We start from the raw sequence: 26,565 nt of genomic DNA on the forward strand, positions 1-26,565 counted from the left end.
ACGCCTTTTTGAAAGGTCTCGACCTTACTGCAAAGGCGTGTCGCGATTCTGAATTCGCCTGAAAGCCAGAGTTCATCTGAATTAATCAGAGGTGCTCTTGTTTCCGGCTAGCCGCCTTGGTGCCGACCCACGCTCCGGCAAAATTCGCCGCCATCATATGCACCCCACAGCATTAAGCAAACAGATTCGTCGTGCAGTTGCAGCTGCGGGAATACACAAACCAGCACGATCACACAGTTTCCGCCACAGCTTCGCTACCCACCTACTGGAATCCGGCTACGATCTTCGTACCATACAAGAATTGTTGGGACACACAGACATCACGACCACTGAAATCTATACACACGTCATCAATCGCGGAGGTAAAGGCGTTATAAGCCCGGCCGATCGCCTCTAGCCACATTCAAATAAATTACCCCATAAAAAAAGGGCCAGTAAAAACTGACCCTTTTGGCTCATTTCCAAGAGAGGCTAACCACCCAAATAAGCCTTGCGCACCTCTTCATTGGTCAACAGGGCATCGCCACTGTCTTCCAGTACGATGCGGCCGTTCTCCAGCACATAGCCACGATCCGCCAGACGCAGGGCCTGGTTGGCGTTTTGCTCGACCAGGAAGATGGTCATGCCTTCATCCCGCAATTTTTCGATGATGTCGAAAATTTGCTGAATAATCAGGGGCGCCAAACCCAGCGAGGGTTCATCCAGAAACAGCAACTTGGGCCGGCTCATCATGGCGCGACCGATGGCCAGCATCTGCTGTTCACCGCCGGACATGGTGCCACTGCGCTGGCTGATCCGCTCTTTCAGGCGCGGAAACAGTTCGTAGACATGTTCCAGGGTTTTATCGAACTCGGATTGCTCGGTAAAAAAGCCCCCCATGTGCAGATTTTCTTCTACGGTCAAACGGGAAAATACCCGCCGCCCTTCCGGCACCACAGCGATACCGCTGCGCATAATATCAGCGGTATTTTTTTGTGAGATATCCTCACCCATAAACTCAATACTGCCGGTACCCAGCCTGGGATCTCCGCACACGGTCATCAAGAGAGTGCTTTTACCCGCACCGTTGGCGCCGATCAGGGAGACAATTTCGCCTTCATTGACTTGCACCGAGACATCTTCCAGCGCCTGGATTTTTCCGTAGTAAGTCGATACATTTTTTAACGTCAGCATCTGCTTACTCCTCACCCAGATAGGCTTTAACAACTTCGGGATTATTGAGAATCTCCTGCGGAGTTCCGGTGGCCAATGGCCGCCCCTGGTTAACCACAACAATATTGTCGGAGATCCCCATCACCAGTTTCATATCGTGCTCGATCAGCAAAATGGAAATGCCATCTTGATCCCGCAGGCTCACGATTAGCTCATCCAGTTCTTTGGTTTCATTGGGGTTCAAACCGGCCGCCGGCTCATCCAGCATCAACAGCTCGGGGGAAGCCACCATGCAACGGGCAATCTCCAAGCGACGTTGCTGACCGTAAGCCAGGTTACCGGCTTCACGATTGGCAAACTCGGTCAGGTTAACTCGATCCAGCCAATGGGCGGCACGGTCCAGCGCCTCGGCTTCGGAACGACGATAACCCGGGGTTTTTAACAAGCCCGCCATCAAACCGGTTTTCAGGTGTCGATGCTGGGCCACCAGCAGGTTTTCGATCACCGTCATCTCTTTGAACAAACGCACATGCTGGAAGGTACGAATCACCCCCAACTGGGAGATCTTGTGGCCGGGCAAACCGTGGATGGCTTGCCCTTTGTAGTAAATCTCACCCGAGGTGGGTTTGTAGAAACCGGTCAGGCAGTTGAACACGGTGGTTTTACCCGCCCCGTTTGGCCCAATAACCGATACAATTTCACGTTCTTTGACTTCCAACGCGACACCGTCGACCGCCAGCAACCCGCCGAAACGCATACTTAGCCCGGAGGCTTTCAACAATGCAGTACTCATTGGCTACGCAGCTCCATGTGGGGACGTTTCATTGGTAGCAATCCTTGCGGACGCCACACCATCATAAACACCATCATGAGGCCGAACATCAGCATTCGGTACTCCTGGAATTCACGCGCCAGCTCCGGCAATACGGTCATCACAATCGCCGCCAGAATAACCCCCATCTGGGATCCCATACCGCCAAGCACCACGATCGCCAGAATGATCGCCGATTCGATAAAGATAAAGGATTCCGGACTGATAAAGCCCTGCCGTGCGGCAAAGAAGGAACCGGCAAAGCCGGCAAATGCAGCACCAATGGTAAAGGCGGTCAGTTTGATCACGGTGGGGTTCAAGCCTAAAGAGCGACAGGCGATCTCATCTTCGCGCAGCGCTTCCCAAGCCCGACCGATCGGCATACGCAACAGACGATTGATCACAAACAGGGTCAACAGCACCAGCAACACCGCCAGAATATAAAGGAAGATCACTTTATAGGTGCCGCTGTAGGACAGACCAAAAAAGTCGTGGAACAGGCCCGTACCACCATCCTTGATCTTGCGATTGAACTCCAGGCCAAACAGGGTCGGCTTGGCGATCTGACTGATACCGTTAGGGCCACCGGTAAGGTCGGTCCAGTTATTGAGCAGGATACGTATGATCTCACCAAAACCCAGGGTCACAATGGCCAGGTAATCCCCTCGCAGACGCAAGACCGGGAAGCCCAGGATAAAGCCAAAGAAGGCCGCCATTAAGCCGGCAATCGGCAAGCAGACCCAGAAAGAAAGGCCGAAATAGGTCGACAGCAGCGCGTAGGTGTAAGCCCCGACGGCGTAGAAGCCGACATAACCCAGATCGAGCAGCCCCGCCAAACCGACCACGATGTTGAGGCCCAGCCCCAGCATCACGTAGATCAGTGTCAGTGTGGCCAGATCGATCGAACCCCGAGACGCATAAAACGGCCAGATCATCAGCGCGGCCAGACCAAAGGCCATCAGCAGGTTCTTCAATTTGGGGTTAGCATTCAGGTCGGGCAGTTTGGGCATGGCGGGCAATGCCCCTGTTGCCACATTGGCACCGGCCATGATCGGTTGACGGAACAACTGGAACAGGAACACGATCACCGCAGCGGTGGCGATATAACCCAGGGTTTCCGGGTTTTCGATCTTGACGACCAGCCCGGTACCTTCATTGACCAGCTGCAATCCCATCAGCATACCCGACAGGATCAGCAGTACCAGAGTCGCCACGACGGCGTTAAAAAGGTTGTGTTTAGTAATCATACCTTCTCCACCTCCGGCTTACCGAGAATACCCGAGGGCAGGAACAACAGAACAAACACCAGCAGCAGGAAGGACACCACATCTTTGTATTCGGTGCTGAAATAACCCGCGGTAAAGGCTTCCGACAGACCCAGCAACAGACCACCCAGTACGGCTCCGGGGATACTGCCGATCCCCCCGAGCACTGCGGCAGTAAAGGCTTTGAGTCCGGCCATAAACCCGAGGTAGGGGTTGATCACCCCGTAGTAAGTGCCAAGCAGCACACCGGCAACCGCCGCCAGGGCAGCACCAATGACAAAGGTCAGGGCGATAATGCGGTTGGTATTGATACCCAGCAGGTTAGCCATACCCAGATCTTCGGCGCAGGCCCGACAGGCCCGGCCCATTCTCGATCGAGAGATAAACAGGGTCAGAGCGGTCATGCTGACAAAGGTGACCGCAAAGATAACCAGTTGCATATAGGAAAGGGTGGCTTGAAACCCTTCGCTGGGACCAAAATCCCAGCCGCCGGTGATCAGACTGGGCATCGCGACGTCACGAGAACCCTGGGCCATACGCACCAGATTCTGTAAAAAGATCGACATACCGATCGCAGAAATCAACGGTATCAGTCGATTACCGCCCCGCAAGGGACGATAGGCAACACGTTCAATGGTATAGCCGTAACTGCTGGTCACGATCATACTGATTAAAAACGCGGCGCATAATAAAATGGGCAGACTTTCGATACCCAACATGGCCAAAGCAGCAAGCACGATAAATGCTACGTAGCTGCCGATCATATAGACCTCGCCGTGGGCGAAGTTGATCATCCCGATGATGCCATAAACCATGGTATAGCCAATGGCGATCAGTGCGTAGGTGCTACCAATGGTGAGACCATTGAGCATCTGCTGCACAAAATATAGAAAAGACTCAGACATAAATTACTCTCAACTATCAAAAAAGCGCCCCACCGAGCTTGGTGAAAGGCGCTTTCCTTACTCGCTAACGCTTACTTGGTAAGTGCGCTGGAAGTACCATCGGCGTGCCATTCAAAGACACCAAAGTCGAATCCTTTCAGGTCACCCTTGGCGTCCCACTCCAGGGGGCCCATAACGGTGTCTACTTTGTTGCCACGCAGGTAATTAGCAACACCTGAAGCATCCTTTTCGGAACCCATACCCTGAACCATAGCCTGAACCGCCGCATAAGCTGTCCATACGAAAGGTCCGGTTGGGTCTTCACCCTTGGCATTGATCGCATCAACGATAGGCTTGTTGGCAGGATCAAGATCGTACTTCTTAGGCAGGGTCACCATCAGGCCTTCGGAAGCCTCACCAGCAATGGCGCTGATGTCTTTGTTACCGACACCTTCAGGACCCATAAACTTGGCGTTCAGACCCTTCTCGGCAGATTGACGCAGGATCAGACCCAGCTCGGGGTGATAGCCACCGTAGTAAACGAAGTCGACGTTTTCTTTCTTCAGCTTGGCGATCAGGGCAGAGAAGTCCTTATCACCCGGGGTAACACCTTCAAAAGCCACTACCGGTATGTTAGCCGCTTCCAGACCGCTCTTAACGCTGGTCGCAATACCTTCACCGTACTGCTGCTTATCGTGGATGACGGCAACACGAGATGGCTTAACATTGTTGGCGATGTACTTGGCAGCGGTAGGACCCTGGTCGCTATCGAGACCGATGGTACGGAATACCAGCTCGTAACCACGGGTAGTGATATCAGGGTTGGTAGACGCTGCGGTGATCATCAGCACGCCTTCATCTTCATAGATATCAGACGCTGGCTGGGTAGAGCTGGAGCAGAGGTGACCAACAACGTACTGTACGCCATCGTTCACAATTTTGTTGGCAACCGCTACCGCTTGCTTGGGATCGCAGGCATCGTCGTAGACAACGGCTTCCAGCATTTCGCCGTTAACGCCGCCCGCCTTGTTGATCATTTCGATCGCCATCTTGGCACCGGTAAACTGCATATCACCGTATTGCGCAACCGGACCAGTAACAGGACCCGCCAGGGCAACCTTGATATCGGCCTGAGCAATGGATGCCCCCATGACAGCCGCAGAAACGGCCACTCCCAAAATAGTTTTGCTTAGTGTTTTGATCATTGGAATCGTTCTCGTTATCGATCTAATTGGTTTTATTCGAGGTCAATGCTTAACGGGCTGTATATTAAGTGATATAGCGTGCAATAGCAGTCCGGGGCCCCCCTCTTTTTAATAGATTTTATAAAGAGTAGGAGACGCATCTATAACCTGCCCCTATATAGCCTGATTTAGAGGCGTGATTCAAGGCTCGCTAGCGAAGGATAGTTACCAGAATGGGACAAGATCACAGAAGAGGCAGCCTGTTGTCGGCCCCTGGCGGGGCAACACAGTGGCGCGCTATTCATTACAGACATCAGCACGAAAAACGGGCAGGCAACAGCCCACCCGCATCCATAAGGGGTTGATCACTCAACCCGCTACTCGGGATTGTTTGGCACCACCAATACGGGTATTGGACTGTGACGCACCAGATGAGCGGCGGTCTGGCTGTGATGACCAAAACTGTTCTGGCAGCCCAGCACAATCATATCGGCATCAAATTTTTCCACCGAGCGCATCACCAGATCGACCAGGTTACTTTCCGCCACCACCCGATGGGAGACCAGATTACCCACCTCGGGCAGATCGCTCATCTCCTCTTCGTAGAACTTTTCTACCCGCTGCTTCATCTCTTCCAGTATCCGCTCTTCACCCTCTCGGCGAAGGTCTTCAGCTTTACCTTTTGGCAGATAGGAACTGACCATGGCGTGGACAAAATCACTCACGGGCTCCAGGGAGTGAACCATAATGATTCGAGCGTTATAAGCCTGCGCCATTTTGATCGCTTGTCGAAACACCGGTCGAGTGTGTTTTCCAAGCGAGGTGGCATAGATGATGGTTTTAACTTCGGGCAGCATATTCCTTCTCTCCTGATGCGATAACAATCCTGAAATAGCAAAGTTCGTGGGACGGCAGCGGAACCACAGCCCCGTATGACTGATCAGTCACTGAGCATAGCAGTCAATAGATCACAAAAGATCGATACAGATCAATATTCGACTTTCCGCTAGCTGCCGCCTCTTGAGTGGCGATCCCTAACTAAGAACATAAGACAGTACCAGGGGAATCGTGACCAGACTGGCAAGGTTACCCAGCATAACGATCGAGGCGACCCGCGCGGGCTCAAGGTTGTATTGCTCGGCGACCATATAATTCAGCACCGCCGGAGGCAGCGCACCAAACACCAATAAGGCTGCACTTTCCACCGGTCCCAATGGCAACCAGAGCAGCACCAGGGCCGCACAAATAACACCACTTAATGGGCAGGCAATGGCACCGGTTAGACCAATTTTCCAGTCGGTCAGGTCGACCGAGCAGAGCCGAACCCCCAAGGCAAACATCATCAGCGGAATACAGATCTGCCCCAGCATATCGATGGGTATCGATGCCCATTGCGGTAATGGCAACGACAACAGACTCCAGGCCAGGCCCAACAGGGTGGCAATAATCATGGGAATACGCAGGATATTGATCAGGCGAGTACGATGATCAATCACATACAATCCCAGGGTGAAATGCAGCACCATTTCGACAATAAACAGAACCACACCGATGGCCATGGCTTGCTCGCCAAAGGCCAGCACAATCAGCGGAATACCCAAATTACCGGAATTGTTGAACATCATGGGAGGCAGGAAGGCGCGAGGATTAAAGCCGGCCAGGCGAGCCACAGGCCAGAGCAACAGACCGGAACCCAACACCACCACGACCGCGCCGATAATCAGGTTGCCATAGGCGGCCAGATCAAAGCTTTTCGCCGACATCACCGAAAAGATCAACGCCGGACAAAAAAGATCCATATTCATTTTATTGGCAGCACTGATATCAGGCTTCTGGAAACGCCCGTAGAGATAACCGGCGGTGACAATAATCACCAACGGCGCGACCGTCAGCAGTACGCGCTCAAACACCATAAATTGAATTCCTGTCGAGAACCTGAAGCCTTGTTAAACGGCCACTACGCTCACACATCAAACCAAAGTGAGCAATACTCCCTTAGGCAAAGAACCGGTCATCCATCCTAAACGGCTTCAATCCCAATAACCCGTTCGCAACCAGGGTTTGGAGTACCAGTAAAAGCGCTTGCCCCGCCGATCCGGAGCAGTGCAGTTGTATCGGCTACGACCCGGCAGCACGTCCTGCTCGGCACGGGCGCGCAGTCTTACAGCGGTCTCACCATCGAGCTCGATGTCATCGACTTCGACCGGAACCCGGCCCTGGCCGCTGGCAAAACAGGCCAACTGGTGCGCACGATAATTGCCAGGGGCTAACTGCAACTCCAGCGAGGGACGAATGTCATCACCTTCCTCGAGAATCATGGAGGAAGGCGTCTCGGCCAATACGGGCAACGGCAAGGACCAGAGCTTAAGCGCCATATTATCTTTCCCGGCGTAGGCGCCGGACGAAGGGAATCGAGGCAAAAAACCAAAGTCTGACAACTCTCCCATCGCTCCGGATTGCTGCCCAAACGCAGCATAGCCCAGGGTTTCAACCAGCTGCTGGGTCTGCGGATCCACCTCACCGTAAGGGTAAGCAAATAACCGGGGTTGCTCGCCCAGCTCGGCATCGATGCGCGCCTGCGCCTGTTCAATTTCTTCTCGCAGGCGTTGGGTTCTGGTGGCTTCGTCTTCGCCCTCGAGCAAACGAGGCATATGCAGATGGGTGACGGTGTGATTGCCAACGACCGCATTGGCAGCCACCATTTCCCGCAACTGGTCCCAACTCAGACTAAGGCGGCCACCCGCATCAACAAACTCGGTACTGACAAAAATCGTAAAGGGCCAGTCTCGCTCCTTGAGCAAAGGAAAGGCCTGCTCATAAACCGAGGCATAGGCATCATCGAAGGTGATTGCGACCACCCGATCGGGAACTGGCTCTCTGTTTTTTAACGCCTGCACCAGACGCGGTAAGGGCCAGACAGTAAAACCATTGTTATCGATGTATTCCAGATGGGCGCGAAAGTCTTTCAGGCGGGTCGAGGTACTATGAGGTGTGCTGTCATCAACATGATGATACTGCAGCACCACGCCATGGTTAGGCTCCGATGCCATTAGTCCTGTCGATACCGCAAGCAATGCTCCCGCGAGTAGGTTTGCGCCGCGCACGATCCAGTTCATGAGTTCCATCCAGCCAGATTTAAAATAGTCGGGTCAATCTATCATAGCCTGAATGCACATGCTCGACCGCGTTTGTGATGACATCCAGTGCCGTCAGGACTACACTGCGGCCATCTCTCATCTCTATTGTCAGTGCCCTCATGAAGCTACCCTTTGCGCTTGCACTTGCCGCCCTGATCAACCTGCTTGCGGTAACCGTGCAAGCTGCCCCTGTCACCCTGATCTACTCGTCCAATCTCGATGGCGAACTGGAACCCTGCGGCTGCACAGAGTCCGGTGACATGGGCGGGCTCAAGCGTCGTGCCAGCGTGCTGGAAGCCCTGCGAAAAGACAATCCGGAGCTGGTGGTTATATCCGCCGGCGGGCTGCTGTCCGCCCAGATGACCAGCAACCCGATCAAGAACCGCTACATATTAAGTGCCATTGATCAACTCGACTACGACGTCGTGGGTTTGCAGTGGACCGACCTGTCCTATGGTTTCCAGGCCCTGAACTCTGCCCCGCTGCCCTGGGTGGCCAGCAACTGGCACGATGAGCAATTCGCCAAAGCCATCAAGATCGAGCGTGCACAGGCGAGTCTGCATTACTTCCAATGGCTGGATCCGAAGCAGTCTCCCTATCGCCAGATGGGTACCGGTAACTACAAAACCCAGGCCAATCCGGAAACCTTGATGCAAGCCCTTAAGGTGGCGCGCCAACACAACGGCACCACCGTTGTTGGCACCACGTTGACCCTTGAGCGGGCCCGGCAAGAGCTGCCCCTGGAATTGATTGACCTGTTGCTGATCGAAGCCCGCTATGAAGAGCTCGGCGAACCACAACTTTTAACCACCGGTAACTCAGCCAGCACCCTGGTCATTCAGCCGGGCTCTCGAGGCATGCGCCTGGGCCAACTCGATCTGGAGATCGCAACAAACGGACGCATAAAGAGCTGGCAACATCAGGAGATCAAACTTCCCCCCAGTGTCGGGGACGCGCCTTCGATGGCTGACTGGTACAGCGCCTATAACGAAGAGATCAAGCGCTATTACCAGCAACGTGTTGAGCAAAGAAAGGCGTTAAGGGACGGGTCGAGTCCGTTTCTGGGTAATGGTCAATGCGCTGCCTGCCACAGCACCAGTGCGGCTCTCTGGAAACAGAGCGAACATGCCAAGGCCATCGCCGACCTGCAAGCCGTGGGTAAATCCTACGATCCGGAATGTCTCGCCTGCCATACATTGGGGCTCAACACCGAGGGGGGCTATCTGGACCAACTGAGCACACCTCATTTGGCCAACGTGCTCTGTGAAAACTGCCACGGCGCGGGTCGCGAACACGTCGAATCGGTGGGGCAAATTCCGCCTCCGATCCCCAGACCCAATGAGGCGAACTGCCAGCAGTGCCATAACCGTTCTCACAGCCCCGAATTCAATTTTCCGACCTATTGGGACAAAATCCGCCACGGTAAGGAAGCCACTCTGCCTTAACTCCACGATCAGGCGACAGACACGAAAGTGGCGCACCATAGAAAATCAATCACCCATTAGATCGCCAGTGCATCCAGCTGTTGCTCGGCACGACTGAATCCCCGGGCAAACTGGTCGTCGCCCATATTGAGCCCTTCGGCGTAGATAAACTGAACATCGGTGATGCCGATAAAGGCCAGTACATCTTTCAGGTAAGCCGTTTGGGTATCCGCCGCCGTGCCCTGATACTGCCCGCCTCGGGCGGCCAACACGTAAGCCTTTTTGCCCTTCAGCAAACCCTCGGGACCCTGCTCGGTATAACGAAAAGTCAGACCGGCTCGTGCGATATGGTCGATCCAGGCTTTCAAGGTGGAAGGAATGCCGAAGTTGTACATCGGCACCCCCAGCACCAGAACATCGCTCTCTTTCAGCTCCTGTACCAGGGCATCGGAGCGGGCCACCAGCGTCTGCTGTTCAACACTGCGCTGATCTTCCGGGGTAAAAAAAGCACCTACCATGGCTTCATCCAGATGCGGGATTGGCTGGCTCGCCATATCACGCTGCTGAATCTGATCATCGGGGTGGTGCTGGCGCCAGCGCGCCAGGAAGTTTTCGGTCAGTGCGGTTGAATTGGCGCCTTCGCGGCGCAGACTGCTATTGATTACCAGTACATTCGACATATTGCCCTCTCTTTAATCGCGTCTGTGTGTAAACGCCGATTACTTGCTGATGGAACATAGGGCTATTGTAGAGGGCCGACCAAAGACTGATAGCGGAAAGAAATGAGCCACTTAATCAAATAAATTGAACAGCTAACTAATTAATAAATATAGAATTAAATGCTATTTAACAAGAAACTCGTGAAGTTCGACGAAATTATGGAAGCTGTGATCGGCCAGCTCGTTCCAGTCAAAGCGACCCCGGAAGTCGACATGCACGGTCGTTACTCCAGCCGCTCGTCCCGCTTCCAGATCGTGGACAAAATCCCCCACCATAACGGTATCCGCCACCACCACCTGAGACAGACTCATTAACTGCACAATACCCTCAGGGGACGGTTTGGGGGCGGCGCATTCGCGTCCGAGAATCGCCTGTGTAGCGAACAATCGGCTGAGGCCAATGGCCTCGAGTGAAAGCAAGGCGTTCTCCCGGGTGTTGCGGGTCAGCAGCCCTAGCTCGGCTCGCTGCGCCAACCACTGCAGACATTCCACCACACCATCCCCGGCCTCACTGTCGCCGGCAAGATCTCGTTCGATCTGCGCCAGCCGCCGATGCCTGAGCCGGGACTCGGGCTCCGGCAGCTGGTCGAGGTAGGCAATGATGTCTTCCTGCTCGGGGATACCAAGTTCACGGCGAATGGCCATGAAATCGTGTACCGGTCGAGTCAGGGTGCCATCGAGATCGAACACCCATAAACGCTTGTGCTCAAGCATGGACAATCAACCCTTGCGGTTGCGTATCAACCCTTCCTGGATGGTGGATGCGACCAATTCACCTTGCTGGTTATAGTATTGGCCTCGCACCAGGCCACGAGCACCGCTGGCACTGGGGCTGTCCACTACGTACAGAAGCCATTCATCAAACCGGAACGGGCGATGGAACCACATCGCGTGATCGATAGTGGCGACCTGCATATGGGGCTTCCAGAAGCTTTCCCCATGAGGGTTCAGGGACACCGGCAAAAAGTCAAAGTCGGAGGCGTAGGCCAACAGGTATTTATGGATGCGCAGATCATCCGGCATCTCGCCATTCGTTCGGCACCAGATAAAACTCTGGGGCTCCATGACCTTGGGGTCGATCATATTTTGCGGATCAAGCAGACGCATTTCGATCGGTTTCTCACACACCATCTTCTCCCGGATGGTCTCGGGAATCAGGTGTTGAAACTGGCGATAAAGGTCGGTTTTGCTGGGAATATTATCCGGGCCTGCAACCTGGGGCATATCAGACTGGTGATCAAAGCCCGGCTCCTCAACCTGGAACGAAGCCGACATAAAGAAGATTGCCGCACCGTTCTGGATAGCCACCACTCGTCGTGTGGTAAAGCTCTTGCCATCGCGAATGCAATCAACTTCATAAACGATCGGCTTACGGGCATCGCCAGGGCGCAGGAAATAGCTGTGAAACGAGTGCACCGAGCGACTCTCATCGACCGTCTGCTTGGCTGCGGACAGAGCCTGCCCCATAACTTGACCACCAAACACATTGGGAAAGCCAAGGTCCTGGCTCTGGCCACGGAACAGGTTTTCCTCGATTTTTTCGAGCTTGAGCAACTCAAGTAATTCATTCAACTGCTGACTCATGCATCTCTCCGCTTTTGTATACTGCCGTATTGTTACAGGTACGCTCTATCACTGTTACCTGCCACTGTCTCATCTTTTCTATTTTCAGTGGCACAGCCACTGGCCATGCCATTTATTCATACCGTCTAATGAGCTGCGCCGGTCGCGTCCTTGCTAATGAACAGGCCAGAACAACATCAGCCTGAAGACGGAGGCAACAGGGGCTCACTGGCGGCTATTGCCTGCCGAGCTTCGGCGTACCAGCGAGAGGGTTCAACCAACTGCCCTTCATCATCCAGTGCCGGATAATTGAGCCCCTGCTCATCGCACCAGTCCGCCAGCTTGGGATGACACCAGCGAAACAGCGTCGACTGATATTCCTTCAGGGGTAAGCGGCACTGATCGTACATACCGGCCAAACGCCGCTGGTGCTGCGCCTCATTGAGTATAATCGCTGCCGCCACAGACACATTATAAGATTCCACCATACCCTGCATCGGGATCATGACAGCGCCATCGCAGGCTTGCGCGACCTCATCACTGACTCCGGTTTTCTCCGCCCCCAATAACAGCGCTAAAGGCTGGGTGTAATCCAGGTCCCGATAATCCAGAGCATCACTTGAAAGGTGGGCGGCGTGGATTTTCATCCCCTGCCCCCTCAGTGCCGCCATGCCGTCAGCAATCGTATCGTGGCGCTCGACGCTCACCCAGCGGGTACTGCCCATCGCGGTGCCGCGATAGGGTCGGTAGCCCTCCCGGGGTTCGGTGATATGTACTCTGTGAATGCCCACCGCATCGCAGGTACGAATAATCGCGGCCAGGTTCCGCCCCTTGTGCACCTGATCGGTGATCACACTGAGATCCGGCTGACGGCGAGCCAGGGTGTGTACATAGCGCTGGTAGCGTTGTGGTGTCATAGGGAATATTGCGACCGGGAATGGGCGGGCATTGTACGGTTTGCGCCCGTCATTATCCACGGTTCGGCATTGGTAAGCCTCGTAACAGGCAGGTATCATTCGAGGGCACCGCTGAATAACACCAATGATCCCTGGCTTTGGAGTAAATCTAGATGCCCAGCGACTTGCGAACAATAACAAATAGCCCGACTATCGAAGGAGATGCTCTTGCTCACCCGGTTTTACACCAGCTGCCTGTTGGCCTGTCTGATTCTCGTCCCTGCCTCCTTGCAAGCCGCCAGCCTTCGCATCGGTACCACGGCCCAATACCCCCCTTTTACGTCGCAACACCAGGGTGAACTGCGAGGATTGGAAATAGAACTGGCCCAGCGGTTGGGACAGTCCCTTGGCCGGTCGGTAGAATTTCGTATCATGTCGTTTGCCGAACTGATTCCTGCGCTCAGTAACAACAGCGTCGACCTGATCATGTCCGGCATGAGCGTGACCGCCGAACGTGAACAGCGTGTGCTCTTTACTCAACCCATTACCCATACCGGCCAGGTGGCTATTATCCATCAACGCAACATCGCCCTGCTGGGCGAACCCTGGCAACTCAAGCGCAGCGGCCGGCGCATCGGGGTCAAGCACGGCACGACCGGGGAGCAACTGGTCGCCGAACAATATCCGGAAGCCATTGTTATGAGTTTTAACAGTATCGACCAGGCCTTGGCGGTACTGGCTGCCGGGGAAATTGACTATGTTATCCACGATGCCCAGACCAGTTGGCTGATTACCCAGAACCGGGAGTTCAACGAACTGATCAGCCTTAACCAACCGCTCACCAAAGAGTCCATTGCCTGGGCCGTCAACCCTCGGGCAGTTTCCTTGCAGCAGGAACTCAACCGCTTTATTGCAGAGCTCAAACGCAGCGGCGAACTGGACCAATTGGTGCGCAAGTGGTTACCCCTAACCGTTCGCGTTAACCAATAGGCCATACCGTTTAAACCGTTATCAGGACACAACCATGGCCAATCCGATCACGATCGAGGCGTTACAGGTAATTGATGCGATCAATCGTCGCGGATCGTTCTCCGCCGCCGCGGATGAACTGTTCAAAGTGCCCTCGGCCATCTCCTATACGGTGCAAAAGCTGGAGCAGGACCTGGATGTGACCATTTTTGATCGCAGCGGTCATCGCGCCGTATTGACCCCCGCCGGCGAGATGCTGCTGGAGCGCGGGCGTCAGATACTCGAAGCCACGGCCGAACTGGCTGACGCCACAAGGCAGGCGGCGAACGGCTGGGAGTCCCGATTGTCGATCGCCGTCGACGGTATTATCCCGATTAAGACCCTGCTGCCAATGATTGCCCGTTTTAACGAGCACCAGAAAGGGGTCGAAATTCAACTGCATCATGAAGTGTTAATGGGCTGCTGGGACGCCCTGACCAGCCACCGAGCTGACCTGGTGATTGGCGCAGGCAAGGCCACCCGGCCCGGCAAACATTTCAACACCCTGCCCCTGGGCGAGCACGAATTCGTCTTTGCCGTTGCGCCTGGTCACCCTTTAACCGAAGCCAAACAACCACTGGAACCAGACAGTATCGCCGCCTTTACTTCGGTAGCCGTGCGCGACAGTTCGCGTCATCTGCCGGCGCGAACCCACGGCATTCTCGATCGCCAACTGCGACTGACCCTGCCGGATATACCCAACAAGGTGCGAGCGCAAAAAGCAGGGTTGGGTGTCGGCTACCTGCCTCGGTCAGCCATTCGCCGGGAGCTGGCCGAAGGCACATTGATTGAACTGAAAACTCTGGATCCCCAACGTCCGAACAAAGTGGAAACCCTGGTAGCCTGGCGTAGCGGCAGCGAAGGTCGAGCGCTGAAATGGTTTGTCAGCGAGCTGCGCAAAGACAACGAAATTCGTCGCTACCTGAACAATACATTGCCTGATTGAACCTTTCGGGTGCCAGCGAATAACCCGAATAGGCCCTATCCGAGTTGTTCGCCATTGCATTAGATACGGAACTGCCCCACCAGGGATTGCTGCTGATCAGCCAGCTCGGTCAACTCACCACTGATCCGCGCCGACTCGCTGGCTTGCTCACTGACATCCTGCGAGGCCGTGCGAATCGAAGACATATTACGATTGATCTCCTCGGACACCGCGCTTTGCTCTTCCGCGGCACTGGCAATCTGGGTGTTCATATCGTTGATAATGCCGACCGACTGGGTAATGCGCTCCAGTGACGCCACGGCCTGTTGCACCTGATCCACACTGACACCGGCCTGTTCATTACCCGCCGCAATGACCTCGACCACTTCACGGGTGCCGGTTTGCAGACTATTGATCAACGACTGCACCTCTTCGGTGGAATCCTGGGTCCGCTTGGCCAGGCTGCGCACCTCATCCGCTACCACGGCAAAGCCGCGCCCCTGTTCACCGGCCCGGGCGGCTTCGATGGCGGCATTCAAAGCCAGCAGATTGGTTTGCTCGGCGATGCCCTGAATCACCACCAGGATTTTGCTGATATTATCGCTATCAGCCGCCAATCGCTCGACCACCGTCATGGAACGCGTCAATTCACCCGCCAGTTTCTCGATGGTATCCGTGGTTTCAGCCACCACATGTTTACCTTCAGCAGCAGCTTCATCGGCATCGCGTGCGGCCCCGGCGCCCTGGGCCGCATTTTCCGCTACATCATGGGCCGTCGCGGTCATCTCTTCCGACGCCGTCGCCACCAGGTCAACCTCGCCCAACTGGCCCATCACGCCTTGACTGGTGTGATCGGATACCTGAGCCGCACGATCAGCGGTGCCCCGTACCTGCTCAACCGAGGCCACCACATCGGCGATGATGGTTTGCAGCTTGTCCATAAAGAGATTGAAGTTTTTCGACAACTGGCCCACTTCATCCTCGCCCAGTACTTCAATGCGTCGGGTCAAATCTCCTTCGCCGGTCGCAATATCGTTCAGCCGGCTGGCTACGCTGCGAAGTGGCAACACCAATTGACGGGAGGCCAGCCAAATCAGCACCAGGGCAACAGCGGTAATCCCCAGCCCCACCAGAATGGCCACCCAGGTATTACGCTCTCCGCTCTCGACCAGTTTTGCCTCCAGAGCATTGGCGCTGGCGTAGACAGCGCTTTGCGGGGCATCGATAAATACGCCCCAGGGCTTATCCGTGTGCCCGACCGTTACCTGACTGAATGCCTCGACCCGCTGACCATCCTGCGATAGCCCGATAGAGACCGAACCTGACGATTGCAGCTCTCTTATGCGCTTGGCCAGCTGAGGCTCGAGTACCGACTCAATTTTTTTCCCGGCCAGTTCGGGCTTTTCATCGTAACCCGCCAGAACACCCTGATTACCGATAACCAGAACTCGCCCCTGGCCCTCGAACAACTCCTGGTCCAGCGTCTTGATCAGGCGCGCCAGTTCACTTAATTCGATATCGATACCCAGCACGCCTAAGAGTTCACCATCCTGTAACAGGGGAACCGATAAGGAGGTCATAAATATAGAGGTATCGCCGACTTCATCCTCGTAGGGTTCCAGCACACAAACCGCCTTGCTGCGCCGCGAGCATTCAAACCATTCGTTTTGCGCAATACCCTGCTCATCAAGGGAATCATCGGTCATGTACGATTCGTCCATCGCCTCAGAGACAACCCCTTCTGCGGGGTCTCTGGCCCAATAGACGGCGATACGCCCGGTTTCATTGGCACCGCGCTCAGAATCCTCAATAAAATTATCATCCTGGCCATCCAGTGCATCGGGCTCAAATACCAGATAGATCCCCAGAAAACTCTGATATTGCTCCAACGCCCGCTTCAACATGCCATTCACACCCTCACGCAGATCGGTACTATCCAGAAAGGTATCTTCAGCATTTTGACGGAAGAACAGCAGGTTCTCAGCCAGCATATCGGCTCGATAAAAGGCTTCTTCGAAACTGCCTGAAACGGCGCGGGTTTGGCTGTCGAGCATGGTGTGCAATTGAGCTTGCACCATGGCATCACTGACGGCTCTGGATTCCAGGGAGACGAACTCCCTGGCCTGATGCGCCGCCGAAATTGAATACCCTACCACCGCCGTCATAGTCACCAGCAAACAGAGGCCGGTAGCGAGGGTGATTTTCCATTGTATGGACAAAGATGACATAGGTTTCGCCTTTCTTTTCAACTAGATCAAACAGACTTCCGCTGCCGCACCGCCGAAGCACTGACAAATAACCACTAGATATAAAAGATCGGCCTAAAAAATACTTTCTTTAGGTTAAAACTGATAATCGTTCACGGTCATGCCAAGCATCCAGATTGAGCAGCGGCCCCACAGGAACAATTCGGGTTGGATTGATCTGCTGATGACTGAAAAAATAATGCCGCTTTATATGAAGCAGACTCACCGTATCGGCGATTCCGGACCACTGGTAGAGCTCTCGCAGGTAGTTACTTAATTGAGGATAGTCAAAAATGCGCCGCAAGTTACACTTAAAATGCCCGACATAGACCGCATCGAAACGCACAAGGGTGGTAAACAATCGCCAATCTGCTTCGGTGATCTGATCGCCAGCCAGGTATCGACGTTCACTCAGCAATTGATCGAGCCAGTCCAGAGTCTCGAACAGCTTCGTCACCGCATCTTCGTAGGCTGCCTGAGTGGTTGCGAAACCGGCGCGGTATACGCCGTTGTTGATCGCGCCATATATTGTCTGATTGAGGCGATCGATTTCAGGTCTCAGCGCCTCCGGATAGAAATCGCTCTGGTTACCCGTGATAGAACTAAAGGCATCGTTGAACATACGAATAATTTCTGACGACTCGTTATTAACAATGCGTTGCTGTTGTTTATCCCAGAGTACCGGCACCGTTACCCGCCCCGAATAATCCGGAGTGTCATGGGTATAGAGTTGGTGCATATAGTCATAACCATAAAGGTCATCACCGCAGTCCACCTCCAGCTCACCGCTAAATGCCCAGCCCTTGTCGAGCATATCCGGGTGCACAACGCTAACGCCGATCAGGGATTGCAGCCCCTTTAGCTGGCGAAAGATCAATGCACGATGGGCCCAGGGGCAAGCCAGGGAAACATAAAGGTGATAACGTCCCGCTTCTGCGGCAAAGCCACCTTCGCCTGAAGGGCCGGGTTGGCCGTCGGTGGTGATCCAGTTGCGAAACTGGGCGTCTTCACGAACAAACTCACCGTCGTGCTCATCCGTGGCATACCATTGATCGTGCCACTCGCCCTTGATTAATAACCCCATTGCTCAGGCCTCCAGATTGGGTTGGAGCACTACTATGGAAGACCCCGGAGCCAATTGTTAGCAAAAGCTTTTGAGCAATCCCTTCAGGATTTTTGATCGCCCACACCGCTCAGGCGCGCTGAGACCAAACGCTCAAACAGCTGGGGAAAGAAACGATACAACAAACGGGTACCTCGCCCGACATTCGACAGCACCAGCAAGCGTTTACCCTTCAGGGCGCCCTGGTAGATATCTTCAGCCACATCCATCGCCGATGCGACCTCCCCCAGCCAGGGGAAAGGCTCGCCACGAATCGAACCATCGGCGCGCAAGGCATTCTTGCGAATATCGGTGGCGGTAAATCCGGGACAGACCATCATCACCTGCACATCCGACTCGGCCAGCTCCACGCGCAAGCATTCAAACAAACCATGCATGGCATGCTTGCTGGCACTGTAACCACTGCGATGCCAGAGCGGCGCAAAACCCGACATACTGCTCATGGCGATGATCATACCCTTGCGCTCGATCAGCGACGGCAGACAGGCCTTGGTGCAATAAAGCGAACCAAAATAGTTGGTTTCCATAACCCGCCGAAACACCTCAAGCTCGGTATCAACAAAGGGGCTCCGGTGGGCAATACCGGCGTTATTGATCAGCAGGTCAATACCACCAAACTGATCCAGAATACGGTCAAAGGCCTGGCTCACGGCCTCGGGGTCGCTGACATCGCAGACCAACCCCAGGGCCTTGGTGTTGTGCTTGATCACCAGCTGGCTACCGAGGGCATCCAGGGGTTCCTGGTGCAGATCCAGCATGGCGATCCAGGCCCCGGCCTGGGCAAATTTCAGGCACAGTTGGCGGCCAATTCCTGCCGCTGCACCAGTCACCACCACTACCCTGTTTCTGAAGCGAGTTTTCATTGCTGCCCCATCGGTTACCTTGGTTCTAGTATTACTCAGTGGCCAGTGGCTTTCCAGCACCAAAGGCCAGTCGCTTGCCTGCACCAGAAACCCGTCGCTGAACCCGATTCATCAAAGCGCTCTTCTGAAATCAGACTTGCAGGAATTGATCGGTGGTCTGAAGCCTTACGGCAATGTTCGCCAGCTCCTGTTCGCCCCGGGGGTACAGCTGCGAGATCGCATCCTGAATGAGCAGCAAACGAAAATCCCGTTCGCTGGCCTGATACAAACTGGTGCGGGGACAGTTAGGGAAGTTGCAGCCACAGAAGACCAGGGTATTCACTCCCCGTTGTTTCAAAAAGGCGTCGAGGTCGGTTTCAAAAAATGCGCCCCAACGGGGCTTGTACATCGCAAACTCATCATTACCCAGAGACTGAAAGGCACCGGACAATAACAGCTCGGCGTCCAGCGCAGGGGATCCATCGGGCTTTATTTCATCCACCAGCTCAACCCCATGGGAGCCAGGCAACAACAGTTTCAGCCCCTGCTCTACAGACTCTTTTCGGCACAGGTCCACATTACTGCCGTCTTTGCGATAGATCCTCACAACGTGAATAATCGGCAGCGCCTTGTGCCGGTAAAACTCGAGCAAGCGTTGCATATTAGGCACAACCTGCGCCGTACCCTCGATCAACGCAGGCGCGCCTGGCAAGGTGAAATCGTTCTGCGTATCAATGGTGATCAGTGCGGAAGACGAGAGTTCGGGAGCGGTATAATGACTCATAAAAACACCCTGTGAGCGTGGCGAGAGCGTGCCCGACATCGACGTTCGAACACTCCCACAAACTAGCTCAGTTTTCCCCGGTCAGGCAAATATTGATGCACCGCCCCTATTGCTGAGGACACAGTCAGGCCGAATAAACAGCGAGACTATCAATGCTCAAGCCCATACCGGCACACCTCGGCCAACGCTTCGATGCTGGAGAGGCGGGTATAGTTCGGGCGGAAAATAAAGGCGATACGCCGGTGAGGACTGGATTCTTTCAGGTGCACCGCTGATAGTGATTCGTTCTGTGCGCTCAGCTGGTCGAGCGCCATGGCAGGGATCAAGGTGGTGCCCATCTTGCCCAGCACCATCTGGATAATGGTATTCAGGCTACTGGCCCCAAAGCCATGATTCGACGGTGGCTGGGGCAGTTTGCAGGCGTCCAGAATATGGTCTTTCAGGCAGTGCCCTTCCTGGAGCAGTAACAGATCGCTGGGATCCAGCTCATTACTGGTAATGCTGGTTTGCTCGGTATGACGGGCCCCTTTCAGGGCTACCCAGTAAAAATCCTCCTGCCAGAACTCCAGGTTCAGTAAGCCTTCATGGGGATAAGGCAGCGCCAAAATGGCTGTATCTATACTCCCGGTACGCACTCGATGCACCAGCTCGTGGGACTGCTCCTCAACAATGTTGAGTTGCGCTTGCGGGTAAGTTTGTTGCAGATGCGGCAGCATCTTCGGCAACAAATAGGGCGCAATGGTGGGAATCACTCCCACCGATAACGGGTAATTCAGCGGGGCTTTCCGACTGTCGGCCAGCTGTTGCAGATCGGTCGCCTGCAACAGAATAGTGCGGGCCCGTTCGAGTACCTCGGCCCCCAGCGGAGTCACCAGGACTTTCTTGTTATCCCGTTCAAAGATCTGCACGCCCAATTGCTTTTCCAGTTCCGCCAGCCCGGTACTGAAGGTCGACTGACTGACATTGCACTGTTCTGCCGCCTGCTTGAAGTGCAGGGTCTCCCCGGCCGCCACGGCATAAGAAAGCTGTTTCAGCGAAATCATCATCTCTCCCGAAAAACACTGAGCTCGATTAGCGTTCGAAATTATAGAAGATAAATATCAAAAAACTCAAATTTACCGAACACCGGCGAGTTTTTATAGTTACTCCCGAAACAGCGATTCAAACGCACGATTCATCACCAAGGAGGCCGACATGGCACTTATCAATACCCCGATCAAATCTTTCACCGCCACCGCTTTCAAAAACGGCGATTTCATCGAAGTATCCGACCAGGACCTGAAGGGCAAGTGGTCCGTATTCTTCTTCTACCCCGCCGACTTCACCTTCGTCTGCCCGACCGAATTAGGTGATATCGCCGATCATTACGAAGAGTTCCAGAAGCGTGGCGTCGAGATCTACTCGGTTTCTACCGATACCCACTTCACCCACAAGGCATGGCACGACTCTTCCGACACCATCGGCAAGATCCAGTACACCATGATTGGCGACCCGACCGGTGACATCACCCGTAACTTTGAAGTGATGCGCGAAGGTCAGGGCCTGGCCGACCGCGGCACCTTTATCGTCGACCCCGAGGGCATTATTCAGGCGATGGAGATCACTGCTGAAGGCATCGGTCGTGACGCCGAAGACCTGCTGCGCAAGATCAAGGCGGCTCAATACGTTGCGGCTCATCCTGGCGAAGTCTGCCCGGCAGCCTGGAAAGAAGGCGAGGAAACTCTCGCGCCCTCACTGGATCTGGTTGGCAAAATCTAACCTGAACCATATCTGACGCCGCCCTGAAAAGCGGCCCATGCAGGCCTCAGCCCATATTGGGGCCTGCATTTCCCCAAATCGATGAACAATGGAGCATAGACATGTTAACCCAGGAAATTCTCACAGCGGTAAAAGGCTACACCCAGTCGATGCAAAAGCCCGTCACTTTTGTTCTTCAAACCGGGGAACATAGCAAACGCAACGAACTGAAAGATTTTTTGTCGGCGATTGTCAGCGTCAGTGACAACCTCAAGCTGGAAGAGCGAGACCTGCCGAACGCACTGCGCAGTCCCATCAGCTTTTTGATCGAGGTCGAGGGTGTTGATACCGGCATTCGTTTTTCCGGCATTCCCAGCGGCCACGAGTTTAACTCTTTGATCCTGGCCATCCTGCAAGCCTCGGGCACGCCACTGAAACTGGATGACAGCGTAACAACGTTGATCGCGGGTCTTCAGGATGAGTTGAAGTTCGAAGTATTTATCAGCCTGAGCTGCCACAACTGCCCGGACGTGGTGCAGGCCCTGAACCAATTTGCCCTTCTGAACCCCAACATCAGCAGCGAGATGATCGACGGCGGCCTCTATCAGGACGAAATTAAAGCTCGGGACATTCAGGGTGTACCCAGCGTTTACCTGAACGGCGAGCTGTTCGCTAACGGTAAGGTTGATGCCGCGGAACTGATCGAGAAATTGATGCAACGCTCGCCCGCTCCGGCCAACACACAAGAAACCAAAGCCCTGCCACTGCAAGACGTGACTGTCATTGGCGGCGGCCCCGCCGGTGTCAGCGCCGCGATCTACAGCGCCCGTAAAGGCCTCAAGGTGACCCTGATCGCCGACCGCATTGGCGGTCAGGTCAAGGACACCATGGATATCGAAAACCTGATATCGGTACCCAAGACCACCGGCCCGCAACTGACCGGCGCCTTGCAGTCGCACCTGAACGAATACGACATTACATTGAAAGAGTTTCTCAAGGTGACCGATGTTCAACAGGGCGATATTAAAACCATCACCTTAAGTTCCGGTGAAACCATTCACAGCAAAACCCTGATTATTGCCACCGGGGCCAAGTGGAGAGAACTGGGCGTTCCCGGCGAGAAAGAAAACATCGGCAACGGTGTCGCTTACTGCCCCCATTGCGACGGTCCTTTCTTCAAAGGCAAGGATGTTGCTGTGATCGGTGGCGGCAACTCCGGCATCGAAGCCGCGCTGGATCTGGCCGGCATTGTTAAATCGGTCACGGTGTTCGAGTTTATGCCGGAACTGAAAGCCGATCAGGTGTTACTCAACAAGGCCATTGAAAAAGCCAACATCAATATTCTGAAAAATGTGGCGACCCAGGAGATCAAAGCCAGCCAGGGTAAAGTGAGTTCGATTCAGTATCAGGACCGCGCCACCGAAACCCGGCATGAACTTGCCCTCGACGGCGTCTTTGTGCAGATCGGTTTGGTGCCCAACAGCGGATTCCTGGGTAACCTGGTCGAGCAGAGCCGGTTCGGCGAGATTGTGATCAATGAAAAGTGCCAGACCTCGGAAAGCGGCATCTACGCCTGCGGCGATGTCACCACGGTGCCTTACAAACAGATCGTGGTCGCTATGGGCGAAGGGGCCAAGGCCTCATTGTCTTCGTTCGAATACCTGCTAAGCGAAGGCGATCGGTTGCAAGCCCTGTACGATCACGAACAGACCGACAACATGGCCTTGGCTTCATAAGACCGAGCATTATCGTTGAATAATCTGGCAGGGGCCGAACGCCATACAACGGCCCTTAGCCATATTCCTCTCGACAATATAGGAAAGCGTTCAAGCAACACCCTTGAGGGATGGAGTCACCCCTTCTCCTCCCTCTTTTTTCTTGCTGCGCGAAATGTACTGCAACGATTATTGCCTACCACGACGGTTAACAACCCTTTCCTGCAATTGCCTTCACACCTCTTTACGCTCTGCTCTCTTTTTACTTTGGGTATCGCTCCTGGTTGCCTTAAACGGTTAGGCCGACTTGGCCGCCAACTGAGCCCTCGTCGACGACTGGGTCAGCCGCGTAAACAGCACCAGAGCAAAAGCCCCGAGGTACATCACCAGACCATAAACACCGGCCGCCGTCGCCAGTTCGGTTTTTTCCAGAAAGGTCAGCGCTATCAGAATCGCCAGCGTCGCATTTTGAATACCCACCTCGATGCCCAGGGTTAATGCGTTGGTGCGATTCTCATTGAACAGCCAGCCTAGCCCATACCCCATAAATGAGGCAGCCAGTGTCAGCAATACCGTTACGGGTAATAGGGTCGCTAAGGACTGCAACAAACTGTCCCACTCCTGAATAATGATCAGCACAATCATCAGCAACAAAAACAACGAAGAGAAACGACTAAAAAACGCCTCACTTTTCAGCGCAAAATGAACCGACCGGTGACGCACGGCCATACCGGCACCCACCGGTAACAAGGTGATCAGCAATAGGCCCAGGGTGGTTTCCAGCACGGAGAAATCTGTTCCGAGCGTAGGATCAAACCACTGCATGGCAAAACCGATCAGCAGTGGTGTGGTGACGATGCAGATCAATGTTGATAGCGCCGTCAGAGACACCGACAGCGCCAGGTTAGCCTTGGCGATATGACTGATAATATTTGAAGTCGTGCCACCGGGACAGGCGGCTACGATTACCAACCCAATGGCCATTGCTGGCGGCAACTGAAACAGGCTCAGTAACAGCAGTACCAGGCAGGGCAGCAACAGGATCTGACCAATCAATCCGATGATAATCACTTTCGGCTTGCGCCATAACTGGGTGAAGTCGCTGAGGGTCAGAGTCAACCCCATACCAAACATAATGATGGCCAGCGCCAGGGGCAACAGTATCTCCGTCAACAAGGTTGCTTGCATGGTTTCTCACTCTTTTTTTATTGTTGTGGTACTTCAGGTTGTTACCCATGCCTGGGCAAACATTCAGTCCTGATCATAGGCTCAGGCCTGGCGGTACTGACCGCTCCGCCAGGCTCTTCAGTAACGATTCTTTTGTGATCTCATCGTTACTGTAAAAAACTGTCGTCGCGGGCCAGCAGTTTTTCATACAGCGGCTGAAAATTACCCCAGGTGACGATATCAGACGCCGCAACGGTGCGGGTCTTTTCGGCGATCTCGTGGGGAATTTGCTGTAGCTCACCGGCGGCCTGGGCCAGCAACTGGCTGTGGCAGCAACTGTCCATCAAGACAAAATTGGCGCAGCAGGCATCAACGCTTTTGCCCACCGTCAACAGGCCATGATTCACCAGAATGGTGCCCACACCCTCGGCCAATGATTCGGCGATCAAATCCCCTTCGGATTGGCTGGAAACCACCCCGGTAAACTCTGAGAAAACGCCATGGTTATTGTAAAACAGACAGGCATCCTGAGAGATAGCCTTGAGCGGCTGGTTTAGCGCTGCGAAGGCTCGTCCGTACACCGTATGGGCGTGGGCCACGGCGTTCACATCCGGTCGATGGTGGTGAATGCGGGAATGAATAGCAAAGGCCGCGTTATTGATTGCCGAATGCCCTTCAACAATATTGCCCTGATGATCCACCCGCACCAGATCACTCACACACATTAAAGAGAAGTGCCGGGCGATGGGGTTGACCCAAAAGGTATGGGGGTCGATCGGATCCCGCACCGTTATATGCCCCGCCAGCCCTTCATCAAACCCTTGCTGGGCAAAAATTCGAAACGCCGCGGCCAGGCGTTGCTTGACGTGCAGCTGCTCCGCTTCTTTGCTCTCGAATACCGGGGGCATTGGGACTGAAAATTGCCGGGAACCGACCGTGAGATCTGCCACGGTTACCGCTTGTTTGGTCATCGCTCTTACTCTTATTGTTGGTAGAGCGTCTATCTTTCTGATTAAATGCCATGAATTCAAATGATAATAAATAATACAGATTCATGAATAACATTCATTCAAAGATGGATATGAACCTCTATCCATTATTGCTGGCCATTTACGACTGTCGCTCTATCTCACAGGCGGCAGAACAGCTTTATCTGACCCAATCCGCCGTCAGCCACTCGCTCAAACGGCTGCGCGTTCTGTTTAACGATCCCCTGTTTGAACGCGACGGGCGCCAAATGAGACCGACCCCCACCATGGTCACCATCTACCCCAAGGTGCTAAGTGCGGTACAGTCATTGAACGCCCTGCGGCAACAGCCTACCGAGTTCTCCCTGCAGGACCATCATCGCCATATTCGCCTGGGATTAAGAGACATACTGGAGATCCCCTTGTTGCCAAGGCTGAGCGCCGAACTGTTAACCAACGGTTCCCACCTGACGCTGCATACCGAGCAGTACCGGCTGGATCACCTTGAGCAACATTTCGCCGCCAACGAGGTGGATATTCTGGTTGATGCCATAACCCCGACTCAGGAAAAAATTCACTGCCAGCCGCTTTTTGACGAGCCCTTTGTGGTAGTGGTGCGAAACGCCCACCCCTACATCGAGCAACCGAATCTGGAACACTACCTGCGCTACCCGCATCTTAGGGTGTCGTTAAAAAAATCGGATTTGAATCTGGTCGACATGGCCCTGGCCCGACATCAGGCCCGCCGGAAAATCGTCGTCAATTGCGAGCACTACATCGCCGGCATTCAAACCGTACTCGCGACCGACCTGATAATGACCATGCCGAAAAGCTTTGCCCATGACCTGAAAGAGCAGTACCCAATCGAAGTGCTCGAAGCGCCTATCGAACTGCCCGCCATACCCGTTTGTATGTATTGGCATGAACGCAGCCATGGCGACCCGGTATTTATCTGGTTTCGGCAATTACTGAACGATCAGATTATCGCGCATTTTCGCTAAGGCATCTCTCTTAG

At 54.3% G+C, this 26,565-nt stretch carries 26 protein-coding genes; 7 read left to right on the plus strand and 19 right to left on the minus strand.

Going from position 1 to position 26,565, the window contains the following annotated elements; translation table 11 throughout:
* Window positions 1-157 precede the first annotated feature (157 nt).
* Window positions 158-397 carry a tyrosine-type recombinase/integrase gene (locus MIB40_RS15505; RefSeq protein WP_319941683.1) on the plus strand — a complete coding sequence of 80 codons (240 nt, stop codon included), beginning with the start codon at window positions 158-160 and terminating at the stop codon, window positions 395-397.
* A 74-nt stretch (window positions 398-471) separates the two neighbouring features.
* Here MIB40_RS15505 and MIB40_RS15510 read toward each other — a convergent pair whose 3' ends face one another.
* The 8 genes from MIB40_RS15510 to MIB40_RS15545 form a co-directional block, all read right to left on the minus strand.
* Window positions 472-1,173 carry an ABC transporter ATP-binding protein gene (locus MIB40_RS15510; protein ID WP_249696117.1) on the minus strand — a complete coding sequence of 234 codons (702 nt, stop codon included), beginning with the start codon at window positions 1,171-1,173 and terminating at the stop codon, window positions 472-474.
* A gap of 4 nt (window positions 1,174-1,177) precedes the next feature.
* Window positions 1,178-1,945 (minus strand): high-affinity branched-chain amino acid ABC transporter ATP-binding protein LivG, encoded by a 768-nt coding sequence (livG, locus tag MIB40_RS15515; RefSeq protein ID WP_249696119.1) that lies wholly within the window; start codon window positions 1,943-1,945, stop codon window positions 1,178-1,180.
* Window positions 1,942-3,210, minus strand: coding sequence for a high-affinity branched-chain amino acid ABC transporter permease LivM (locus MIB40_RS15520; protein WP_264758594.1), 1,269 nt, complete (start codon window positions 3,208-3,210; stop codon window positions 1,942-1,944). The genes livG and MIB40_RS15520 overlap by 4 nt, the downstream gene beginning before the upstream one ends.
* The gene (gene livH, locus MIB40_RS15525) at window positions 3,207-4,133 is read right to left on the minus strand and encodes a high-affinity branched-chain amino acid ABC transporter permease LivH (RefSeq protein WP_249696121.1); all 927 of its coding nucleotides are present in this window, start codon (window positions 4,131-4,133) and stop codon (window positions 3,207-3,209) included. The genes MIB40_RS15520 and livH overlap by 4 nt, the downstream gene beginning before the upstream one ends.
* 71 nt (window positions 4,134-4,204) lie before the next feature.
* Window positions 4,205-5,317, minus strand: coding sequence for a branched-chain amino acid ABC transporter substrate-binding protein (locus tag MIB40_RS15530; RefSeq protein ID WP_264758593.1), 1,113 nt, complete (start codon window positions 5,315-5,317; stop codon window positions 4,205-4,207).
* 356 nt (window positions 5,318-5,673) lie between these two features.
* Window positions 5,674-6,153, minus strand: a complete 480-nt coding sequence (locus tag MIB40_RS15535) for a universal stress protein (RefSeq protein ID WP_249696123.1) — start codon at window positions 6,151-6,153, stop codon at window positions 5,674-5,676.
* A gap of 177 nt (window positions 6,154-6,330) precedes the next feature.
* Window positions 6,331-7,209 carry an AEC family transporter gene (locus tag MIB40_RS15540; RefSeq protein WP_249696125.1) on the minus strand — a complete coding sequence of 293 codons (879 nt, stop codon included), beginning with the start codon at window positions 7,207-7,209 and terminating at the stop codon, window positions 6,331-6,333.
* A gap of 117 nt (window positions 7,210-7,326) precedes the next feature.
* Window positions 7,327-8,412 carry a polysaccharide deacetylase family protein gene (locus tag MIB40_RS15545; protein WP_249696127.1) on the minus strand — a complete coding sequence of 362 codons (1,086 nt, stop codon included), beginning with the start codon at window positions 8,410-8,412 and terminating at the stop codon, window positions 7,327-7,329.
* 140 nt (window positions 8,413-8,552) lie between these two features.
* Between MIB40_RS15545 and MIB40_RS15550 the strand changes: the two genes are divergently transcribed.
* Window positions 8,553-9,878, plus strand: a complete 1,326-nt coding sequence (locus MIB40_RS15550; protein WP_249696129.1) for a cytochrome c family protein — start codon at window positions 8,553-8,555, stop codon at window positions 9,876-9,878.
* 56 nt (window positions 9,879-9,934) lie between these two features.
* Here MIB40_RS15550 and MIB40_RS15555 read toward each other — a convergent pair whose 3' ends face one another.
* From MIB40_RS15555 to trmH, 4 genes are all read right to left on the minus strand, one after another.
* The gene (locus MIB40_RS15555) at window positions 9,935-10,537 is read right to left on the minus strand and encodes an FMN-dependent NADH-azoreductase (RefSeq protein ID WP_249696130.1); all 603 of its coding nucleotides are present in this window, start codon (window positions 10,535-10,537) and stop codon (window positions 9,935-9,937) included.
* A gap of 162 nt (window positions 10,538-10,699) precedes the next feature.
* A complete protein-coding gene (locus MIB40_RS15560) occupies window positions 10,700-11,290 on the minus strand; it encodes an HAD family hydrolase (protein WP_249696131.1) in 591 nt (196 codons plus the stop codon).
* Between the two features lie 6 nt (window positions 11,291-11,296).
* A complete protein-coding gene (gene tesB, locus MIB40_RS15565; RefSeq protein ID WP_249696133.1) occupies window positions 11,297-12,160 on the minus strand; it encodes an acyl-CoA thioesterase II in 864 nt (287 codons plus the stop codon).
* 176 nt (window positions 12,161-12,336) lie between these two features.
* Window positions 12,337-13,155 (minus strand): tRNA (guanosine(18)-2'-O)-methyltransferase TrmH, encoded by an 819-nt coding sequence (gene trmH / locus MIB40_RS15570; protein WP_249696135.1) that lies wholly within the window; start codon window positions 13,153-13,155, stop codon window positions 12,337-12,339.
* 108 nt (window positions 13,156-13,263) lie between these two features.
* On the opposite strand from trmH, the gene MIB40_RS15575 reads away from it, so the two are divergent.
* Together MIB40_RS15575 and MIB40_RS15580 are read left to right on the plus strand one after the other, a co-directional pair.
* Window positions 13,264-14,025, plus strand: coding sequence for a substrate-binding periplasmic protein (locus MIB40_RS15575; protein WP_249696137.1), 762 nt, complete (start codon window positions 13,264-13,266; stop codon window positions 14,023-14,025).
* A 34-nt stretch (window positions 14,026-14,059) separates the two neighbouring features.
* Window positions 14,060-14,989 (plus strand): LysR substrate-binding domain-containing protein, encoded by a 930-nt coding sequence (locus MIB40_RS15580; RefSeq protein ID WP_249696139.1) that lies wholly within the window; start codon window positions 14,060-14,062, stop codon window positions 14,987-14,989.
* 59 nt (window positions 14,990-15,048) lie between these two features.
* Here the strand turns inward: MIB40_RS15580 and MIB40_RS15585 are convergent, their stop codons facing one another.
* The 5 genes from MIB40_RS15585 to MIB40_RS15605 form a co-directional block, all read right to left on the minus strand.
* A complete protein-coding gene (locus tag MIB40_RS15585; RefSeq protein ID WP_249696141.1) occupies window positions 15,049-17,196 on the minus strand; it encodes a methyl-accepting chemotaxis protein in 2,148 nt (715 codons plus the stop codon).
* Window positions 17,197-17,305: 109 nt separating this feature from the next.
* Window positions 17,306-18,298 carry a glutathione S-transferase family protein gene (locus MIB40_RS15590; RefSeq protein ID WP_249696143.1) on the minus strand — a complete coding sequence of 331 codons (993 nt, stop codon included), beginning with the start codon at window positions 18,296-18,298 and terminating at the stop codon, window positions 17,306-17,308.
* Window positions 18,299-18,381: 83 nt separating this feature from the next.
* Window positions 18,382-19,200: an SDR family oxidoreductase gene (locus tag MIB40_RS15595; RefSeq protein WP_249696145.1), complete on the minus strand. Its 819-nt coding sequence runs from the start codon at window positions 19,198-19,200 to the stop codon at window positions 18,382-18,384.
* 130 nt (window positions 19,201-19,330) lie between these two features.
* Window positions 19,331-19,963: a cysteine hydrolase family protein gene (locus tag MIB40_RS15600; protein ID WP_249696147.1), complete on the minus strand. Its 633-nt coding sequence runs from the start codon at window positions 19,961-19,963 to the stop codon at window positions 19,331-19,333.
* Window positions 19,964-20,112: 149 nt separating this feature from the next.
* The gene (locus MIB40_RS15605; RefSeq protein ID WP_249696149.1) at window positions 20,113-21,009 is read right to left on the minus strand and encodes a hydrogen peroxide-inducible genes activator; all 897 of its coding nucleotides are present in this window, start codon (window positions 21,007-21,009) and stop codon (window positions 20,113-20,115) included.
* Between the two features lie 148 nt (window positions 21,010-21,157).
* On the opposite strand from MIB40_RS15605, the gene ahpC reads away from it, so the two are divergent.
* Entirely contained in the window at window positions 21,158-21,721 is a 564-nt protein-coding gene (ahpC, locus tag MIB40_RS15610; RefSeq protein ID WP_249696151.1) for an alkyl hydroperoxide reductase subunit C, read from the plus strand.
* A 101-nt stretch (window positions 21,722-21,822) separates the two neighbouring features.
* The gene (gene ahpF, locus MIB40_RS15615; RefSeq protein ID WP_249696153.1) at window positions 21,823-23,436 is read left to right on the plus strand and encodes an alkyl hydroperoxide reductase subunit F; all 1,614 of its coding nucleotides are present in this window, start codon (window positions 21,823-21,825) and stop codon (window positions 23,434-23,436) included.
* A gap of 276 nt (window positions 23,437-23,712) precedes the next feature.
* Here ahpF and MIB40_RS15620 read toward each other — a convergent pair whose 3' ends face one another.
* Both MIB40_RS15620 and MIB40_RS15625 read right to left on the minus strand, forming a co-directional pair.
* Window positions 23,713-24,603 (minus strand): bile acid:sodium symporter family protein, encoded by an 891-nt coding sequence (locus MIB40_RS15620; RefSeq protein WP_249696155.1) that lies wholly within the window; start codon window positions 24,601-24,603, stop codon window positions 23,713-23,715.
* A gap of 146 nt (window positions 24,604-24,749) precedes the next feature.
* Complete coding sequence (locus MIB40_RS15625; protein WP_249696157.1) at window positions 24,750-25,553, minus strand: class II aldolase/adducin family protein; 804 nt, start codon at window positions 25,551-25,553, stop codon at window positions 24,750-24,752.
* Between the two features lie 110 nt (window positions 25,554-25,663).
* On the opposite strand from MIB40_RS15625, the gene MIB40_RS15630 reads away from it, so the two are divergent.
* The gene (locus tag MIB40_RS15630) at window positions 25,664-26,551 is read left to right on the plus strand and encodes a LysR family transcriptional regulator (RefSeq protein ID WP_249696171.1); all 888 of its coding nucleotides are present in this window, start codon (window positions 25,664-25,666) and stop codon (window positions 26,549-26,551) included.
* Window positions 26,552-26,565: the final 14 nt, after the last annotated feature.

The sequence above is a fragment of the Aestuariirhabdus haliotis genome, from assembly GCF_023509475.1.
Classification (GTDB): Bacteria; Pseudomonadota; Gammaproteobacteria; order Pseudomonadales; family Aestuariirhabdaceae; genus Aestuariirhabdus; species Aestuariirhabdus haliotis.

Excerpts from the sequence above, each read along its gene's own strand:
- ahpF (WP_249696153.1), top strand. The coding sequence starts at position 21,823 with ATGTTAACCCAGGAAATTCTCACAGCGGTAAAAGGCTACACCCAGTCG.
- ahpC (WP_249696151.1), top strand. The coding sequence starts at position 21,158 with ATGGCACTTATCAATACCCCGATCAAATCTTTCACCGCCACCGCTTTC.
- tesB (WP_249696133.1), bottom strand. The coding sequence starts at position 12,160 with ATGAGTCAGCAGTTGAATGAATTACTTGAGTTGCTCAAGCTCGAAAAA.
- MIB40_RS15540 (WP_249696125.1), bottom strand. The coding sequence starts at position 7,209 with ATGGTGTTTGAGCGCGTACTGCTGACGGTCGCGCCGTTGGTGATTATT.
- livH (WP_249696121.1), bottom strand. The coding sequence starts at position 4,133 with ATGTCTGAGTCTTTTCTATATTTTGTGCAGCAGATGCTCAATGGTCTC.
- MIB40_RS15580 (WP_249696139.1), top strand. The coding sequence starts at position 14,060 with ATGGCCAATCCGATCACGATCGAGGCGTTACAGGTAATTGATGCGATC.
- MIB40_RS15620 (WP_249696155.1), bottom strand. The coding sequence starts at position 24,603 with ATGCAAGCAACCTTGTTGACGGAGATACTGTTGCCCCTGGCGCTGGCC.
- livG (WP_249696119.1), bottom strand. The coding sequence starts at position 1,945 with ATGAGTACTGCATTGTTGAAAGCCTCCGGGCTAAGTATGCGTTTCGGC.
- MIB40_RS15550 (WP_249696129.1), top strand. The coding sequence starts at position 8,553 with ATGAAGCTACCCTTTGCGCTTGCACTTGCCGCCCTGATCAACCTGCTT.
- MIB40_RS15605 (WP_249696149.1), bottom strand. The coding sequence starts at position 21,009 with ATGATGATTTCGCTGAAACAGCTTTCTTATGCCGTGGCGGCCGGGGAG.
- MIB40_RS15600 (WP_249696147.1), bottom strand. The coding sequence starts at position 19,963 with ATGAGTCATTATACCGCTCCCGAACTCTCGTCTTCCGCACTGATCACC.
- MIB40_RS15530 (WP_264758593.1), bottom strand. The coding sequence starts at position 5,317 with ATGATCAAAACACTAAGCAAAACTATTTTGGGAGTGGCCGTTTCTGCG.
- MIB40_RS15535 (WP_249696123.1), bottom strand. The coding sequence starts at position 6,153 with ATGCTGCCCGAAGTTAAAACCATCATCTATGCCACCTCGCTTGGAAAA.
- MIB40_RS15510 (WP_249696117.1), bottom strand. The coding sequence starts at position 1,173 with ATGCTGACGTTAAAAAATGTATCGACTTACTACGGAAAAATCCAGGCG.
- MIB40_RS15505 (WP_319941683.1), top strand. The coding sequence starts at position 158 with ATGCACCCCACAGCATTAAGCAAACAGATTCGTCGTGCAGTTGCAGCT.
- MIB40_RS15630 (WP_249696171.1), top strand. The coding sequence starts at position 25,664 with ATGAACCTCTATCCATTATTGCTGGCCATTTACGACTGTCGCTCTATC.
- MIB40_RS15595 (WP_249696145.1), bottom strand. The coding sequence starts at position 19,200 with ATGAAAACTCGCTTCAGAAACAGGGTAGTGGTGGTGACTGGTGCAGCG.
- MIB40_RS15585 (WP_249696141.1), bottom strand. The coding sequence starts at position 17,196 with ATGTCATCTTTGTCCATACAATGGAAAATCACCCTCGCTACCGGCCTC.
- MIB40_RS15545 (WP_249696127.1), bottom strand. The coding sequence starts at position 8,412 with ATGAACTGGATCGTGCGCGGCGCAAACCTACTCGCGGGAGCATTGCTT.
- MIB40_RS15625 (WP_249696157.1), bottom strand. The coding sequence starts at position 25,553 with ATGACCAAACAAGCGGTAACCGTGGCAGATCTCACGGTCGGTTCCCGG.
- MIB40_RS15520 (WP_264758594.1), bottom strand. The coding sequence starts at position 3,210 with ATGATTACTAAACACAACCTTTTTAACGCCGTCGTGGCGACTCTGGTA.
- MIB40_RS15560 (WP_249696131.1), bottom strand. The coding sequence starts at position 11,290 with ATGCTTGAGCACAAGCGTTTATGGGTGTTCGATCTCGATGGCACCCTG.
- MIB40_RS15590 (WP_249696143.1), bottom strand. The coding sequence starts at position 18,298 with ATGGGGTTATTAATCAAGGGCGAGTGGCACGATCAATGGTATGCCACG.
- trmH (WP_249696135.1), bottom strand. The coding sequence starts at position 13,155 with ATGATACCTGCCTGTTACGAGGCTTACCAATGCCGAACCGTGGATAAT.
- MIB40_RS15555 (WP_249696130.1), bottom strand. The coding sequence starts at position 10,537 with ATGTCGAATGTACTGGTAATCAATAGCAGTCTGCGCCGCGAAGGCGCC.